Here is a 15867-nt window from a genome sequence, read left to right as displayed (position 1 = left end):
CCTCAGCTCCCCGCACCCGTGGCGCCGTACTCGCCGCTCCCGTCGCCGGACCCGTCCGCAAGCGCGGGCAACTCGCCCGCCTCCGCGAGCAGTTCACGGAACGACGCGGCCACCAGATCCGGGTACTCCATCATCGCGACGTGCCCCGCCTCCGGCAGGGTCAGCAGCCGGGAGTCGCGGAAGGCGCGCGCCGCACGCTGGGCCATGCGGAAGGACACCAGCTGGTCCCGGCCGCCGTACACCAGCAGCGTCGGCGCGAGGACCCGCTCCGCCTGGCGCCACAGCCCGTGCTGCCCGCCCAGCGTGTATGCGTTCACGATCCCGCGCGCCGAGCGCGCCATCGCGTCCCAGAAGTACGGCAACCGCAGTCGCCGCTCCATCTCCTCCACCGCGTACCGGAAGCCCTCCGGCGTGACCCGCCCGGGGTCGCCGTAGCACAGCGCCATGACCCCGCGGACGCGCTGTTCGGCCGTCCACTGCCTGGTGTACCGGGTGAACAGGGCGGCGATCCCCGGCACGGCGAGCAGCCCCGTCGGGATCGCGCCGCGCTGCACGAAGATCTCCGGAAGGGCGGGCGAGACGAGCGTGAGAGTACGGACGAGATCGGGTCGTACGGCCGCCACGCGCGTCGCGACGGCTCCGCCCATCGAGTTGCCGAACAGGTGCACGGGCCCGCGCTCGGCCGCGTCGAGATAGCGGATGACCGCGCGCGCATGGCCGGTGACCGAGTAATCGCCGTCGTCCGGCGGCGGCGAGTCGCCGAAGCCGGGCAGGTCGAGGGCCTCGCCGTGGACGAGCCCGTCGAGCAGCGCCATGAACGCCGACCAGTTCTGGGAGGAACCGCCGAGTCCGTGGACGTACAGCGCGGGCGGCAGTCCGTCGCACTCCGGCGGCCTCGACCGCACCGTCAGTGTGACCCCCGGCAGCGCCACCGACCTGAGTCTCTCGCCCTCCGCGACCCGGACGGGCGCCACCTTCGGAAGCACATTGGCGGCCGGGACGGACGGCGACTCGGTCGAAGACATGCGGCAATGTTACGAGACGATCACGTAGTGGCTCATGTGTTCGCCGTCACAGACGGCAGAGGTGTGGCACACGCTCCGAACGGGTCGCGCGACGCTCCCGTCCAACACGCACGGCGGCCGGTTTTCGGCACGCATAGCGTCCCGATCGGGTGTCTCCTAGGCTCATAGCAGGGCACCCGGGTGGGGACCCTGCCTCTTCAGGGACGTTCCAGGAGTTCTAGGAAGGGAGCCCGACCATGACCGTAGACCCCACCGATCCCGCGACGTTCAAGGACTTCGAGGATATCGAGGACGTCGAAGACCTCGAGGACATCGAGGACGATGCCGTCGACCTCGACGTGGAGGCCCCGGAGAACGACGCCGCGGCACAGCACACGGAGGTCGCCCCGCCGCCGCGGGACGAGCCCCTGACGGAAGAGGAAATCCTGCGCGCCAACGAGGCGGACCTCGTGGAGCAGAAGCGCGTCGTCACCCTCGACGACGACGACTATCGGTGAGGTACGAGGACGATCACGTCAGGTGGGACGTGCGCATCTGGTAAGACGGGCGCAGCAGGTACCCAACAGACAACCAGGTACCCAACAGATAAAAGGACAGGTGCGCGAGACGGTGGAACGCATGTCGCGACCCGGCGCAAGAGCGCCGATTGACCCGCACCGACCCCGTTCGGCGCGTTCCGCGCCACTTTCGCCGCTGTCCGGTCCGTGAAATTCTGCGTTCGCACCGCGCACAGCACGGTTACCGAAAAGTACGATGGCCGCGCGGCGCACACCGCATGTGGACGATTTTGGGAGGCGGCGTGACAGCCATCGAGCAGACAGAGGCGGCACGCCCGCGGGGCACGCGCCTGCCGCGCCGTGCCCGACGGAACCAGCTGCTGGGCGCCGCGCAGGAAGTCTTCGTGGCGCAGGGCTACCACGCGGCTGCGATGGACGACATCGCCGAACGCGCCGGCGTCAGCAAGCCGGTGCTCTATCAGCACTTCCCGGGCAAGCTCGACCTCTATCTGGCCCTGCTGGACCAGCACTGCGAGGCCCTGCTGCAGGCGGTGCGGACGGCGCTCGCGTCGACGACCGACAACAAGCAGCGGGTACGGGCAACGATGGACGCGTACTTCGCGTACGTGGAGGACGACGGCGGAGCGTTCCGGCTGGTCTTCGAGTCGGATCTGACGAACGAGCCCGCCGTGCGCGAGCGCGTCGACAAGGTCACGATCGAGTGCGCTGAGGCCATCTGCGACGTCATCGCCGAGGACACCGGCCTGTCGCGGGCCGAGTCGATGCTGCTGGCCTCGGGTCTCGGCGGTCTCGCCCAGGTGGTGGCCCGCTCCTGGCTGCACAGCGACCGCAGCGTGCCGCGCGACCAGGCGGTCCAGCTGCTGACGTCGCTGGCCTGGCGAGGTATCGCGGGCTTCCCGCTGCACGGCAGCGAACAGCACCACTGAGCGGCGCCGGGTCCGGCGCACCGAGCGAAGCCGTGCGGCTCCATCAGTTGGTGGGGCCGCACGGCGCTTTTGTTCCCGTCGTCTGTTCGCTCCTGGCGTTCCGGAGCGGAGCGTGTACGTCCCCTCACCGGGCTAATGTGTGCTGGTACGGCGCGGACGGACGCGCACATCACTGACCGTCGGAGGGACAAAGCCGTGGAGGTCAAGATCGGCGTGCAGCACGCGCCCCGCGAGATCGTTCTGGAGAGCGGTCAGACTGCCGAGGAGGTCGAGCGCGTCGTGGCCGAGGCACTGGCCGGCAAGTCGCCACTGCTGAGCCTCGTGGACGAGCACGGCCGCAAGCTCCTGGTCCCGGCCGACCGTCTCGCGTACGTGGAGATCGGCGAGCCGGCGCCCCGCAAGGTGGGCTTCGGCACGCTCTAGTTCCGGATGGAGCAACGGGAGGGGCCCGGTGGCGAGTGCCATCGGGCCCCTCCCGTTGCTGCGTCCCGGCCGCTGTCCTTCCCGAATGGCACGCACAGACGGAGCACATCCCCACACAGAGGATGATTGTGTTCCGCGCGCTACGGGTAGGACCGGCTACGACCGATTTGCCCATGCAGCAGCCGTGCGGGAGGGAACCTCGACATGCTCTTTGAAGCGCTCGGCTCCGCCGTCCTCGGGTTCGTCCTGGCATGGGCCGCCGCACACCGGCTGCCGCACCGGCTGCCTGCCCGTGCTCTCGTGCTGCCGACGGGGGTGGCGGGCGCCCTCTTCGGCGCGTTCATCACCCACAGCGCGCTGGCCTCGGCAAGTCTCCTGGTGATCCTCATCGGCGCGCTGGTCGTCTCCGCCGCCTCACTGTCGTTGCTGCTGCGCCCGGCGGAAAGATATCGCCGCCACTCGGCGACGGCCTGAGGCCGGGCGCCGGGACCCACGACGGCCCGAGCAGCACTGAGCAGACGCCCCGGGCACCACGACGGTGGCATCCGGGGAGGCGGCTACGGTGGCGCACACGTCGGACACGGTGACCTGGGACATGACCGGGGTACCGGTTCGACTCGCACGTCGGCCGTCGGCGGCCGTCAAGACGCACGACGGCTCCGAAGCGTAGGGCGGCCCGCAGACGCGATACGCCATGCAGCGCCCGCGAAGACATATGGCGCGAGTGATGCCGTGCAGCGTTCACGAAGACATTTGACGCATGTGATGCCGTTCAGAGCACGCGAAGACGTTGATGCAAGTGATGCCATGCAGCGCACGCGAAGACATATGACCCGGGCGATGCCATTCGACGCATGCGAAGACGTACGGCGCGCGTGATGCCGTACGGCGCCGCAAGGGCGTACGGCGGCCTGGTGATCACCGGACCGCCGTGATCACCAGGCCGCCGTGAGACGGGTCAGGCGGCGAGCCCGAGGGCTGCCATCCGCTTGGTGTGCGCCTCGGTGATGCGCGAGAACATCCTGCCGACCTCGGCGAGATCGAAGCCGTCCGCGACACCGCCGACGAGCATGGTGGACAGAGCGTCCCGCTCCGCGACCACGCGCTGCGACTGGGACAGGGCCTCGCCCATCAGCCGCCGCGCCCACAGCGCGAGCCGTCCGCCCACGCGCGGCTCGGCGTCGATCGCGGCGCGCACCTTCTCGACGGCGAAGGTGGCGTGCCCGGTGTCGTCGAGCACGGCGAGCACGAGCCCACGAGTGTCGGCGTCGAGACGGGCCGCGACCTCACGGTAGAAGTCGCTGGCGATCGAGTCGCCCACGTACGCCTTGACCAGCCCCTCCAGCCAGTCCGAGGGCGCCGTCTGCTTGTGGAAGCTGTCGTACGCCGCAACGAACGGCTCCATGGCCTCCGTCGGTTCGAAGCCGATCTCGGTGAGCCGGTCCCGGATCCTCTCGAAGTGGTGGAACTCGGCGGACGCCATCTTCGCCAGCTCCGCCTTGTCCGTGAGCGTGGGAGCGAGCTTCGCGTCCTCCGCGAGCCGTTCGAACGCCGCCAGCTCTCCGTAGGCGAGTGCGCCGAGCAGGTCCACGACCGCGGCACGGTACTGGGGGTCGACGGAGGCCTTCGTCCAGTCCTGGGCGGCGACCGAGGTGGGTTCGGCAGGTGCGTCGGGGGCGTTGTCAGGCGTCGTCATGAAGCGCACAATAGTCCGCTCCCCGCCCCACGGAAGTCCCTGGTCAATCAGTGTGACGACGGCTACGTGACCGAATCGGCCATCGCGAGTGCGCGAATCCGGGGTATGGTGGTAATGCGCCTGCTGAGTACTTCGACGTATCTCGACAGGCTGCATGCATGAGGATGCCCGGTCGGTGGCCCGATCGGCTCCGACCCGACAGCCCTCATTGCCCGTACGGCACTGTGCGTACGGCATCCGGAGGGACCCTCAGCGGTACGAGCGCTGGAGCGTCGGCGTGGTCCCGTGCCACAGGCCCGTCCCCCAAGCAGGCCGACGACATCGGCACGGTCAGGACCGCCGCGCTCGCCTCGCATCGCGCACACAGAAGAGGCAGCACCCTGACTACGACTTTTCGAGAACTCGGGATCCTTTCCGAGACGGCCGAGGCCCTGGAAGCCGTCGGCATCATCAACCCCTTCCCCATCCAGGAGATGACGCTCCCCGTTGCCCTTTCCGGCACCGACGTCATCGGCCAGGCCAAGACCGGCACCGGCAAGACGCTGGGCTTCGGCCTTCCGCTCCTCGAGCGCGTCACCGTCCCCGCGGACGTCGAGGCGGGCCGGGCCAAGCCCGAGGCCCTGACCGACGCCCCCCAGGCGCTCGTCGTCGTCCCCACCCGCGAGCTGTGCACCCAGGTCACCAACGACCTGCTCACAGCGGGCAAGGTACGCAACGTACGCGTCACGGCGATCTACGGCGGCCGGGCGTACGAACCCCAGGTCGAGGCCCTCAAGAAGGGCGTCGACGTGATCGTCGGAACCCCGGGCCGGCTCCTGGACCTCGCCGGCCAGAAGAAGCTGAACCTGAAGCACGTGAAGTGCCTCGTGCTCGACGAGGCCGACGAGATGCTCGACCTGGGCTTCCTGCCCGACGTCGAGAAGATCATCGACATGCTTCCGGCCAAGCGCCAGACCATGCTGTTCTCGGCGACCATGCCGGGCGCGGTCATCGGGCTGGCCCGCCGCTACATGTCGCAGCCGACGCACATCCGCGCCACCGCGCCGGACGATGAGGGCGCGACCGTCGCGAACATCGCGCAGTTCGTCTACCGCGCGCACTCCATGGACAAGCCGGAGATGGTCGCGCGCATCCTGCAGGCCGACGGCCGCGGACTGGCGATGATCTTCTGCCGTACCAAGCGCACGGCGGCCGACATCGCCGAGCAGCTGCAGCGGCGCGGCTTCGCGTCGGGCGCGGTCCACGGCGACCTGGGCCAGGGCGCGCGCGAGCAGGCCCTGCGGGCCTTCCGCAACGGCAAGGTGGACGTCCTCGTCTGCACCGACGTGGCCGCGCGCGGCATCGACGTCGAGGGCGTCACGCACGTCGTCAACTACCAGTCCCCCGAGGACGAGAAGACCTACCTGCACCGCATCGGCCGTACGGGCCGCGCGGGCGCGTCGGGTACGGCGATCACGTTCGTCGACTGGGACGACATCCCGCGCTGGCAGCTGATCAACAAGGCGCTGGAGCTGGACTTCAACGACCCGGTGGAGACGTACTCCACCTCCCCGCACCTCTTCGCGGACCTCGGCATCCCCGAGGGCACCAAGGGTGTCCTGCCTCGCTCCGAGCGCACGCGCGCCGGGCTCGCGGCGGAGGAACTGGAGGACCTCGGCGAGACGGGCGGCCGTGGGCCGCGCGGGCGCCGTTCCTCCGGCCCGTCCGAGGAGCGCGAGCGTCCGGCGCGTACGCCGCGGCGTCGTCGTCGTACACGGAGCGGGGCTTCGCTGCAGGCGCCGGTCGCCACGGAGAACGTGGACAGCGGGGACGGCGAAACCGGCGAGGCGGTGGAACCGCGCACGCCGCGCCGCCGTCGCCGGATGCGCGGCGGGGTGCCCGCCGAGCCGGTGGCGACGGTGACGGAAACGACGGAGCCGGCCGCGCCGTCCCCGGAGACCGCCGTGGACACGGTGGAGGCCACTGAGGCCAAGCCGCGCCGCCGCACCCGCAAGACGGCGGAGACTCCCGCCGAGACCACTCCGGCTCCCGCCGAGACCACCCTCGACACCGCCGAAGCCACGGAGGCCAAGCCCCGCCGCCGCACCCGCAAGACGGCGGAGACTCCCGCCGAGACCACTCCGGCTCCCGCCGAGACCACCCTCGACACCGCCGAAGCCACGGAGGCCAAGCCCCGCCGCCGCACCCGCAAGACGGCGGGGACTCCCGCCGAGGCGACGGAGGTCGAGGCCCCGGCGAAGCCGCGGCGCCGTACCCGCAAGGCCGCGGACGTCTCCGTGGAGACGGCCGAGGGCACCGTGGCCGAGGCGGAGGCTCCGGCCACGCCGCGACGGGCCCGAAAGACGGCCGAGGCCGCGCCCGTCGAGGCCGCGGAGGCCAAGCCCCGCCGCCGCACCCGCAAGGCCACGGAGACGGCCCCGGCCGCCGCCGAAACCGCTGTGGACACCGCTGAAGCCGCGGAGGCCAAGCCCCGCCGCCGCACCCGCAAAGCCGTGGCCGCCGAGGCCGGGATTCCGGCGCAGGCGGCCGAGGAGCCCGAGGTCAAGCCTCGGCGCCGCACCCGCAAGACGGCGGTGGCAGCGGAGTCGGAGATCCCGTCCCAGACGGACGAGGCTCCGGCCACGCCGCGCCGGCGTACGCGCAAGGCCGCCGAGGCCACCGAGGGCTGACGCGACGCTTGTTCGATGGCCCGCCCCCACTTCGGTGGAGGCGGGCCATCTGTGTTCCCGCGATCCCCCCACGGTTCGGTGAGCCCCGTGGTTCTGTACACCGTGATGTCACCCGGCCCCACCCCGTCCCGCCCCAACCGCCCGGTAACCTCACCCCATGAGCCGTCCCCCGACCTTCACCCCGCCCCCCGGTCTCCGGGCCCATCGGCTCGTGACGGAGCGCGGGGAGTTCGCCGTGCTCGAGGCACCGGCGGTGACACCACGGGTCAGGGGAACCGTCCTGCTGCTGCCCGGTTTCACCGGGAGCAAGGAGGACTTCATCGTCCTGCAGCCGCTCCTTGCGGCGGCCGGGTACCGGACCGTGGCCGTCGACGGCCGTGGGCAGTACGAGTCACCCGGGCCCCGGGACGACGAGGCCCCGTACGCGCAGAGCGAGTTGGCCCGGGACGTGATCGCACAGGCGGGGGCCTTCGGTACGCCCGTGCATCTGCTCGGGCATTCACTGGGCGGTCAGATCGCCCGCGCAGCCGTCCTCCTCGACGCCTCTCCGTTCGTCTCGCTCACCCTGATGGCCTCCGGGCCCGCCCAGATCTCCGTCCCCCAGCAGCAGCGCGTCAAGCTGCTGCGCGACGCCCTCGCCGTAATGGACATGGCTCAGGTCTGGGACGCGATCCAGTCCGTGGAAACGCCGGAGGACACCGACACCGGCGCACTCGACGAGGGTCTCTCCGACGGGGAGGACCTGCGCCGCCGCTGGCTCTGCAACAGCCCGGCCCAGCTCCGCGCCACTGGCCGGCAGTTGTGCGAGGAGCCCGACCGCGTGGCCGAACTGGCCGCCGTCGGCCTGCCCGTGCACGTGCTGTCCGGTGACCGCGACGACACCTGGCCCGTCCCGCTCCTGGACGACATGGCCGCGCGGCTGGACGCACACCGCAGTGTCGTGCCTTACGCCGAGCACTCCCCCAACACGGACCAGCCCGCACCGACGGCCCGCGCCCTGGCCGCCTTCTGGGACCGGCTCCTCTAGGGGGACATCCGACGCGGTCCGCCCGACATCCGCCGCGGCCCTCCGACATCCCTCCCGGGCTGAGGGGACGACGCCCTCCCGCGCGGCCTAGAACTGCGCCTGGAGGTGCTCCCAGAAGCCGTCCCGCAACGCACGCCGCAGGTCCGACTGGCCGCGCAGCGAGTACTGCAGCAGGCCCTCCGCCTCCACCAGCAGGTCCTGGTCGATGGAGCCGGGCAGATACGGGTGGCCGGTGAGCAGCTCCGCCATTGCCTCACGCCCCCGTGCCACCAGCCACTTCGCCGCGATCTGGGCACCCACGAAACGGACGTCCTCGCGCGTGGGGCGGCCCGCGGACGACGGCTCGTAGGTCGCGGCGGTCCGCCGGGTGACGTAGGGCTTGAAGAACTCGAGCTCGAGGGTGCGCTGGCTGTCGACCTCCCACAGCAACGGTTCCGCCTGATTGCGGCCCTCGGGCGCCTCGATGCCCCACAGATGCACCCGCGCCCCGTACCCCTGTGCCGCCTCGACCGCCGACACCAGGTCCTCGTCGCCACCGATGAGCGCCGCGTCGCTGATGGCGCGGTGCCGGGCGAGTGACTCGAGGTCGGTCCTGATGAGGGAGTCGACGCCCTTCTGCTGGTTGTTGGCATTGAGGTTGCCGAGCCGCACCTTGACGTCGGGAAGCTCGGCGATGGACTGCTGCTCGGCCGTGTGGATGCGGCGTCTGGCGCCGTCGTACCAGTACACGCGCAGCAGCCGGCTGTCCGCGAAGATCGTGCGGGCCTTGTCGATGAGGGCGTCGATCAGGCCCTCGGCGTCGAGGTCGAAGGCCCGGCGGTCCTCGGTACCGGCGACGAGCCGTCCCGCTGCCGCGTAGAGATAGCCGGCGTCGACGAAGATCGCGTGGGTCGAGGGCGTCTTCGCCACCTCGGCGAGCATGCGCTGGAGCAACTCGTTCGTGCGGTCGATGCGGGCGCCGAGCGCCGCCAGGTCGTCGTTCATATGCCTCCCATTGTCCCGATGGTCACGCTGCGAACACAACCGGTCCCAGTCAGTGCACCGTGAATGCATTCCACGCCAGGTTCGGACTCGCTACCGACCGGTAATTAGAGACTCGAAAAATTTCCTTAGCGTAGGGAATGTTTGTAACACGCATCCCGTTGAATCAGACAGGAACGGGGGCAACGTCGCCCCGCGCTCCACTCACCAGTAGTTCTCCTCAGGAGGATGACCAGACGAAGGGAGAAGCCTGTGCGCTTCGAAATCATGCGACTCGACGACGTCGACGGTACGCCCGTGGACACCACCGTCGTGGACGCCGCCTCCGTCAAGCAGATCGTTCAGCAGGCCGCGGCCATCGGGCAGCGTCTCTGGATCCGCCCGGCCGACGCATCCGCGTCGTAACCGAAAGATCCGCGTCGTACACCTGCCTGGCAGGCGGCGGCGCAGACGTTCTCAAGACTTCGGAGCCCCGTACGGCCTCAGGCCGTACGGGGCTCCGCGCGCACCGGGGGCGGTCAGCTCGAGTGGACGACCTGGATGACCCCGTTGATGATCTGCTGCACGGCGATCGCGGAGAGCATCATGCCCGCGAGCCGGGTCACCAGGACCACCCCACCGTCCTTGATCACCCTGATGATCAGCAGCGAGTAGCGCATGACCACCCAGAGCACGACATGGATGGCCAGGATCGCCGACCACACGGACACCTGGGCGGCCAAGCTGTCGGCCTTCTGGACCGCAAGGATCACCGAGACGATCGCACCCGGTCCGGCCAGCAGCGGCATGCCCAACGGGACGAGGGCCACATTGACGTCCTTGGTCTGCTTGGGCTCGTCCGTCTTGCCGGTCAGCAGGTCGAGGGCGATCAGCAGAAGCAGCAGCCCGCCCGCGATCATCAGCGCGGGCACGGAGACGTGCAGGTAGTTCAGGATCTGGTGGCCGAGCACACCGAAGACGGCGATGACACCGCCCGCGACACAGACGGCCTGGAAGGCCATCCGCTTCTGCACCTTGGCGGGGCGCCCGGCGGTGAGCGCGAGGAAGATCGGGGTGATCCCGGGGGGATCCATGATCACGAAGAGGGTCAGGAAGAGGGAACCGAAGACGGCGACGTCGAACATGGGGGCCTTGCGAAGAGATACGGGCGGGCATGCGGCCACGGGCGGGCCACGGCCACTGGGGACGGTCGTCACGCCGGGAGGCGAGTGACGGCGGGACACGGCGGCGAGCGCCGGATGCCCCGGAGAAGGAAATGCAGGCAGATGGAACTACGGCAGGGTCAGGCGCTCCGGCGTCCGCCGGTCCCCGGCACCGGGAACGCCCCGGTGGCCCGCCGGATGATCTCCCCGTACACCTCGGGGTCGGTGGTGTACTCCCCGAGCACGCACGTCTTGCGGCTGCCGTGGTAGTCGGAGGAGCCCGTGACCAGCAGTCCGAGCTCGTCCGCGAGACCTCGCAGCCGCGCCCGGGCCGCCGGGTCGTGGTCCATGTGGTCGACCTCGATGCCGTCGAGTCCGGCGGCCGCCAGCTCCGCGATCGCGGACTCCGGCACGGTCCGGCCGCGCTTGACGGCGGCCGGGTGCGCGAAGACGGTGACTCCGCCCGCGGCCTTGACCAGACGGATCGCCTCGAACGGATCGGTCTCGTGCTTCTCGACGTACGCGCGCCCGCCGTCGGCCAGCCACTCGGGCGTGAACGCGTCCGAGACGCTGTCCACCACGCCGAGTTCGACCAGGGCGGTGGCGATGTGCGGCCGTCCGACCGAGCCTTCGCCGGCGATGCGCGCCACCTGCTCCCAGGTGACGGGCACACCCAGCCCCCGCAGCCTGGCGATCATGGCGTGGGCCCGCGGCACCCGGTCGTCCCGCACCAGCTCGCGCTCGGCGAGCAGTTCGGGCTCCTCGGGGTCGAAGAGGTAGGCCAGCACGTGCATGCTGATGCCGTTCAGTCGGCAGGAGAGTTCGGCGCCGGTGACGAGGGTCAGGCCCTCGGGCAGCGCGTCGATCGCCTCCGCATGACCGCGGGTGGTGTCGTGGTCGGTGAGCGCCACGACGTCCAGTCCGCCGGCAGCGGCGCCGAGCACCAGCTCGGCCGGGGTGTCCGTACCGTCGGACGCGGTGGAGTGGGTGTGCAGATCGATGCGCACGACACGGACTCCAAGCGGTGACGGGACGGGAGGGGACGCTCAAGGATAGCCGGAGTTCAGGGGCACCTGTCACACCCGAGGCAGGGGTGCGCCCCCTACTCGCACCGCGTCCGCCGCGTCATGGCTCGAGCAGGCGCGGCGACAGCGCCCCGCACGGCAGCAGGTCAACCTCCGCGCCCGCGTCCCGCAGATCCGTCAGCACCATCTCGTCGTACATCAGCAGCCCCGACTGCTCGGGCCAGACGACCGCCCACAGCCACATGCCGAGCGCCTCGCCCGCGAACACCGCGCGGTCGTCGGGAGTGCCCGAGAGATGCCACAGCGGAGTGGGGCGGCCGACGGCCAGCACCTTCGCCTGGGGCGGCTTCTCGACGTTCAGATGCGGACCGGGGTCCGGGCCGTCGACTCCCGCGTAGCGCGCACCGAGGCCGACCCCCAACTCCTCTGCGACGAGGATCAGTTCCCCGACACCACCGAGCGGTCCGGGGCCCGAGCAGGCCACGGCCGTCGCACGGCCTCCGCTGCGGTCGTCGCCCGCGTAGGCCACGCCCGTGAACAGCCAGCCGACCGGCAGCGGCCACGGCATCCACACCGGCACCTGGGCACGGTGCACCACAACGCTGAGGGCCTCGACGCTGGGCGGGATCACGGGCTGCAGCGGATGCACGTTCCCGTGCACATCGCACTGCCAGGAGTCGGCAAAGAGTCCGGGAGCCCTGACCCGGCCACCACACTTCGGGCAACTGGGTTCGCCCCTCATAGGGCCCCACGGTCCTCCCCGTCCCGCGCCGCGTCAAGGACGATCACCCGTCCGGCGTGCGCCACTCAGGTCAGCTTCACGGGGCGAAGACTAGATGGCACTTGCACTAATTAGCACAGCTAACTTAATATGTGTAAAAGCCAACGATCTCTTCGAGGACAGCGAGGACACTCATGAGCAGCAGTACAGGAGGACCCGCCACAGCAGCGGCCGGGACGGATCCGTTCGGCGCGGGTGCCGGTGGCATCCTGCGCCAGCCGAGGGCCGTGTGGGCCACCGCCGGGGCATCCGTCGTCGCGTTCATGGGCATCGGGCTCGTCGACCCGATCCTGCCGTCCATCGCCAAGGGACTTCGGGCGACGCCCAGCCAGGTCTCCCTGCTCTTCACCTCGTACTTCCTGATCACCGCCGTCGCGATGCTGGTCACCGGCTTCGTCTCGAGCCGTATCGGCGGTCGCGCGACACTGCTTCTCGGCCTCGCCCTCGTGGTGGTCTTCGCGGGCCTCGCGGGCACCTCGGACTCGGTCGCCCAGCTGGTCGGCTTCCGGGCCGGCTGGGGGCTGGGCAACGCGCTCTTCGTCTCCACGGCCCTCGCCGTCATCGTCGGCGCGGCGGCCGGCGGCAGCGCCGCGGCGATCCTGCTGTACGAGTCCGCCCTGGGCCTCGGCATGGCCTGCGGCCCGCTGCTGGGCGCCCTGCTCGGTGACGCCAGCTGGCGCTACCCGTTCTTCGGCACCGCGTTCCTGATGGCCGTCGGCTTCCTGTGCATCACGGCGTTCCTGAAGGAGCAGCCCAAGCCCGCACGGAAGACCTCGCTCCTGGACCCGATCAGGGCGCTCGGCCACGGCGGACTGGCGTCCGCGGCGGTCTCCGCGTTCTTCTACAACTACACGTTCTTCACCGTGCTGGCCTTCACGCCGTTCGTGCTGAACATGACTCCGTACAAGTCGGGTGCGGTGTTCTTCGCCTGGGGTGTGCTGCTCGCCGTCTTCTCCGTGGTCGTGGCACCGCGCATGCAGGAGCGGTTCGGCTCCCTGAAGGTCCTCGGCGGCTCGCTGGTCCTGCTCGCGGCCGACGTACTCGTGCTCGGCTACGGCGACCACACCACCGCCGTCGTCTGCACGATCCTGTCCGGTGCGTTCATCGGCGTGAACAACACGGTCTACACGGAGCTGGCCCTGGGTGTCTCGGACGCGCCCCGCCCGGTGGCCAGCGCGGGCTACAACTTCGTGCGCTGGTTCGCCGCCGCGGCCGCGCCCTACCTCGCGCCCAAGATCGAGGAGTGGAGCGACATCCGCATGCCGTTCGTGGTCGGCGCGGCCACGGCGGTGGTCGGCGCGGTCGTGGTCGCCGTACGGCGCAAGGCGCTCACGCTCCCCCAAGCCCTCGACTCCGCTCGAGCAGGTGGGACCCCCACGGCCGGCGAACTGCAGCCGCGGCACGCGACCGAGGACGGCGTCACGATCTCCGCCAACTGAGGGACTTCACCCACGCGTTGGGGAGATCGGTCACTCCAGCGGGACGGATGTGCGGGTCGGATCCCGCAGGTCCGTCCCGTTCGTCAGCCAGCGCTCCTGGAGGGCCTGGGCACCGTGCACCCGCTTCCAGGCGGCCTCGTTCGGGGTCATCGGCAGCAGCGGCAGGAACCGTACCGGGTCGAGGGGCTCGTCCAGTTCCAGGTCCTCGACCAGACCGCCCGGTTCAGCGACCAGGACCGAGGTGAACGGGGCACCGGGCCACAGGGGTTCGCCCACGTCCAGCGAGGCTCCCGGGGTCACGACCACGCCCTCGACCTGCGGGGACGAGGCGAGGACGGCGAGCGCGCGGAGCACCTTGTCGGTGTCGGCGAGGCCGCCGCGGACGGAGAGGACCAACTCGGCGCGGGGCCCCTTGACGGGGTCGGCGAGCGTCGCCGTGGGGTCCGTCATCGGCAGGGCGGACATGCCGAGCGTGGCGTAGCGGACGAGATCCCCCTCCTGGAAGCGCAGCACCTCGATGCGGTCCGTGCCCAGGAAGGTGACCGCGGCGCGCGCGTCCGGTTCGCCCAGCGCGGTGCGCAACCGGGCCTCCACCAGAGGAAGAACATCAGCCATGCGGCGAGCATAGAACTCGTCAGCCCCCGGCAAAGCAGCGCCTTGACACTTCGGTCTGCTGATAGTCTTGCCCGGTGGTTCGGGGCAGCACGCCGAAGCGTCGCGATCGGGTCCCGACACCGAGGACTACTCCCCCACGGGGGCCGGCCGGAGGAGGTGGGGCTGCTATGGACCGAAGTCGACCGTGCAGTACCACCCGCTCTTCCGGCTTCTGATGCAGCTGCTCCCCACTGGCTGCCACCTCCCGCATTCGCGCATCACGGAAGAGCACTTCGTTTCGCTTTGCCTGATCTGCCTGATCTGAATCAGCAGCGAAGTCCGCCACCGCGACGGTGCGGTGCTCCCCGCTTTGTGGACGTGCCAAACATCCTTCCTCCCCCGAAGGGCGGGAAGACTCGTCAGGACGTCCCCATTCCGGGCAGTTCCGACCTCGTCGGCGCCTTCGTTGCTCGCTGCGAAGGAGCCTGCCATGTCGATGATCCGCGACCTGCGCGCCGTGGTCCGCCCGTCCCGTCCCTCGCTGCGGGACGGCGGCGCGTACGACGCCACGCGCGACCCGGCGACGCCGTCCGCCGTCGTCGACTGCGCCGTCTACCGCGACGGCTCCCGCGTCGAGACCCGCAGCCCGCTGTCCCCGCACGAGGCGATGCGGCTGGTGCGGCGCGACGGCGGCTTCGTGTGGATCGGGCTGCACGAGCCGACCGAGGCCGAATTCGCCGGAATCGCCGGGGAGTTCGGGCTGCACCCGCTGGCCGTCGAGGACGCGGTCCAGGCCCACCAGCGCCCCAAGCTGGAGCGCTACGACGACTCCCTCTTCACCGTCTTCAAGACCATCCACTATGTCGAGCACGACGAGCTCACCGCCAACAGCGAGGTCGTCCAGACCGGGGAGGTCATGTGCTTCACCGGGCGGGACTTCTTCATCACCGTCCGGCACGGCGGGCAGGGTTCGCTCCGGGCGCTGCGCCACAGGCTGCAGGACGACCCCGAGCTGCTCGCCAAGGGTCCGTCGGCCGTGCTGCACGCGATCGCCGACCACGTCGTCGACGGGTACATCGCAGTGGCGGACGCCGTCCAGGACGACATCGACGAGGTGGAGACCGAAGTGTTCTCGCCGGGCCGCAAGGGGACGCCCCGGGGCACGGACGCGGGCCGCATCTACCAGCTCAAGCGGGAAGTGCTGGAGTTCAAGCGGGCGGTGGCACCGCTGCTGCGGCCGATGCAGCTGCTGAGCGAGCGGCCGATGCGGCTGATCGACCCGCACATCCAGAAGTACTTCCGTGATGTCGCCGACCACCTCGCACGGGTGCACGAGCAGGTGATGGGCTTCGACGAGCTGCTGAACTCGATCCTCCAGGCCAACCTGGCGCAGGCGTCCGTCGCGCAGAACGAGGACATGCGCAAGATCACGGCATGGGCCGCGATCATCGCCGTGCCGACGATGGTGTGCGGGGTCTACGGCATGAACTTCTCGTACATGCCCGAGCTGCACTGGAAGTACGGCTACCCGGTGATCATGGGCATCACGGTGGGCATCTGCGTGGGCATCCACCGCATGCTCAAGCGCAACGGGTGGCTGTGACAGGACCTAGGCTGGGCG

At 70.3% G+C, this 15867-nt stretch carries 16 protein-coding genes; 9 read left to right on the top strand and 7 right to left on the bottom strand.

What is annotated here, in order from left to right:
- Positions 1-2: 2 nt before the first annotated feature.
- Positions 3-1025: an alpha/beta fold hydrolase gene (locus tag AAW14_RS08990; protein WP_265561777.1), complete on the bottom strand. Its 1023-nt coding sequence runs from the start codon at positions 1023-1025 to the stop codon at positions 3-5.
- 236 nt (positions 1026-1261) lie between these two features.
- Between AAW14_RS08990 and AAW14_RS08985 the strand changes: the two genes are divergently transcribed.
- The 4 genes from AAW14_RS08985 to AAW14_RS08970 all read left to right on the top strand — a co-directional run bounded on the left by AAW14_RS08985 (position 1262) and on the right by AAW14_RS08970 (position 3366).
- Complete coding sequence (locus AAW14_RS08985; protein ID WP_265561776.1) at positions 1262-1522, top strand: hypothetical protein; 261 nt, start codon at positions 1262-1264, stop codon at positions 1520-1522.
- 302 nt (positions 1523-1824) lie between these two features.
- Positions 1825-2469 (top strand): TetR/AcrR family transcriptional regulator, encoded by a 645-nt coding sequence (locus AAW14_RS08980; protein ID WP_265561775.1) that lies wholly within the window; start codon positions 1825-1827, stop codon positions 2467-2469.
- A gap of 195 nt (positions 2470-2664) precedes the next feature.
- Complete coding sequence (locus AAW14_RS08975) at positions 2665-2892, top strand: DUF3107 domain-containing protein (protein ID WP_265561773.1); 228 nt, start codon at positions 2665-2667, stop codon at positions 2890-2892.
- Between the two features lie 204 nt (positions 2893-3096).
- Positions 3097-3366: a hypothetical protein gene (locus AAW14_RS08970; RefSeq protein WP_265561772.1), complete on the top strand. Its 270-nt coding sequence runs from the start codon at positions 3097-3099 to the stop codon at positions 3364-3366.
- Between the two features lie 484 nt (positions 3367-3850).
- Here the strand turns inward: AAW14_RS08970 and AAW14_RS08965 are convergent, their stop codons facing one another.
- Positions 3851-4588 (bottom strand): ferritin-like fold-containing protein, encoded by a 738-nt coding sequence (locus tag AAW14_RS08965; RefSeq protein WP_265561771.1) that lies wholly within the window; start codon positions 4586-4588, stop codon positions 3851-3853.
- A gap of 473 nt (positions 4589-5061) precedes the next feature.
- On the opposite strand from AAW14_RS08965, the gene AAW14_RS08960 reads away from it, so the two are divergent.
- Together AAW14_RS08960 and AAW14_RS08955 are read left to right on the top strand one after the other, a co-directional pair.
- Positions 5062-7257, top strand: coding sequence for a DEAD/DEAH box helicase (locus AAW14_RS08960; protein WP_265561769.1), 2196 nt, complete (start codon positions 5062-5064; stop codon positions 7255-7257).
- A 157-nt stretch (positions 7258-7414) separates the two neighbouring features.
- A complete protein-coding gene (locus AAW14_RS08955; protein WP_265561767.1) occupies positions 7415-8284 on the top strand; it encodes an alpha/beta fold hydrolase in 870 nt (289 codons plus the stop codon).
- Positions 8285-8371: 87 nt separating this feature from the next.
- On the opposite strand, the gene AAW14_RS08950 is transcribed toward AAW14_RS08955, so the two are convergent.
- Complete coding sequence (locus AAW14_RS08950) at positions 8372-9268, bottom strand: NYN domain-containing protein (RefSeq protein WP_265561765.1); 897 nt, start codon at positions 9266-9268, stop codon at positions 8372-8374.
- Positions 9269-9517: 249 nt separating this feature from the next.
- Here AAW14_RS08950 and AAW14_RS08945 point away from each other — a divergent pair, with 249 nt between their 5' ends.
- Positions 9518-9670, top strand: a complete 153-nt coding sequence (locus tag AAW14_RS08945) for a hypothetical protein (protein WP_265561763.1) — start codon at positions 9518-9520, stop codon at positions 9668-9670.
- Between the two features lie 113 nt (positions 9671-9783).
- On the opposite strand, the gene AAW14_RS08940 is transcribed toward AAW14_RS08945, so the two are convergent.
- The 3 genes from AAW14_RS08940 to AAW14_RS08930 all read right to left on the bottom strand — a co-directional run bounded on the left by AAW14_RS08940 (position 9784) and on the right by AAW14_RS08930 (position 12174).
- The gene (locus AAW14_RS08940) at positions 9784-10389 is read right to left on the bottom strand and encodes a MarC family protein (protein WP_265561761.1); all 606 of its coding nucleotides are present in this window, start codon (positions 10387-10389) and stop codon (positions 9784-9786) included.
- Between the two features lie 158 nt (positions 10390-10547).
- The gene (locus tag AAW14_RS08935) at positions 10548-11414 is read right to left on the bottom strand and encodes a PHP domain-containing protein (RefSeq protein ID WP_265561759.1); all 867 of its coding nucleotides are present in this window, start codon (positions 11412-11414) and stop codon (positions 10548-10550) included.
- Between the two features lie 118 nt (positions 11415-11532).
- Positions 11533-12174, bottom strand: coding sequence for a DUF6758 family protein (locus AAW14_RS08930; protein ID WP_265561758.1), 642 nt, complete (start codon positions 12172-12174; stop codon positions 11533-11535).
- Between the two features lie 173 nt (positions 12175-12347).
- Between AAW14_RS08930 and AAW14_RS08925 the strand changes: the two genes are divergently transcribed.
- On the top strand, positions 12348-13652 hold the full coding sequence (locus AAW14_RS08925; RefSeq protein ID WP_265561757.1) for an MFS transporter: 1305 nt from the start codon (positions 12348-12350) through the stop codon (positions 13650-13652).
- 30 nt (positions 13653-13682) lie between these two features.
- On the opposite strand, the gene AAW14_RS08920 is transcribed toward AAW14_RS08925, so the two are convergent.
- Entirely contained in the window at positions 13683-14267 is a 585-nt protein-coding gene (locus tag AAW14_RS08920) for a suppressor of fused domain protein (RefSeq protein WP_265561755.1), read from the bottom strand.
- A gap of 469 nt (positions 14268-14736) precedes the next feature.
- Between AAW14_RS08920 and AAW14_RS08915 the strand changes: the two genes are divergently transcribed.
- A complete protein-coding gene (locus AAW14_RS08915; protein WP_265561753.1) occupies positions 14737-15849 on the top strand; it encodes a magnesium and cobalt transport protein CorA in 1113 nt (370 codons plus the stop codon).
- Positions 15850-15867 lie beyond the last annotated feature (18 nt).

This window comes from Streptomyces hygroscopicus (genome assembly GCF_026168105.1).
In the GTDB taxonomy this organism is placed as follows: Bacteria; Actinomycetota; Actinomycetes; order Streptomycetales; family Streptomycetaceae; genus Streptomyces; species Streptomyces hygroscopicus_D.
Note: the sequence above shows the minus strand (reverse complement) of the source record. Positions and strands in the feature narration are given on the sequence as shown.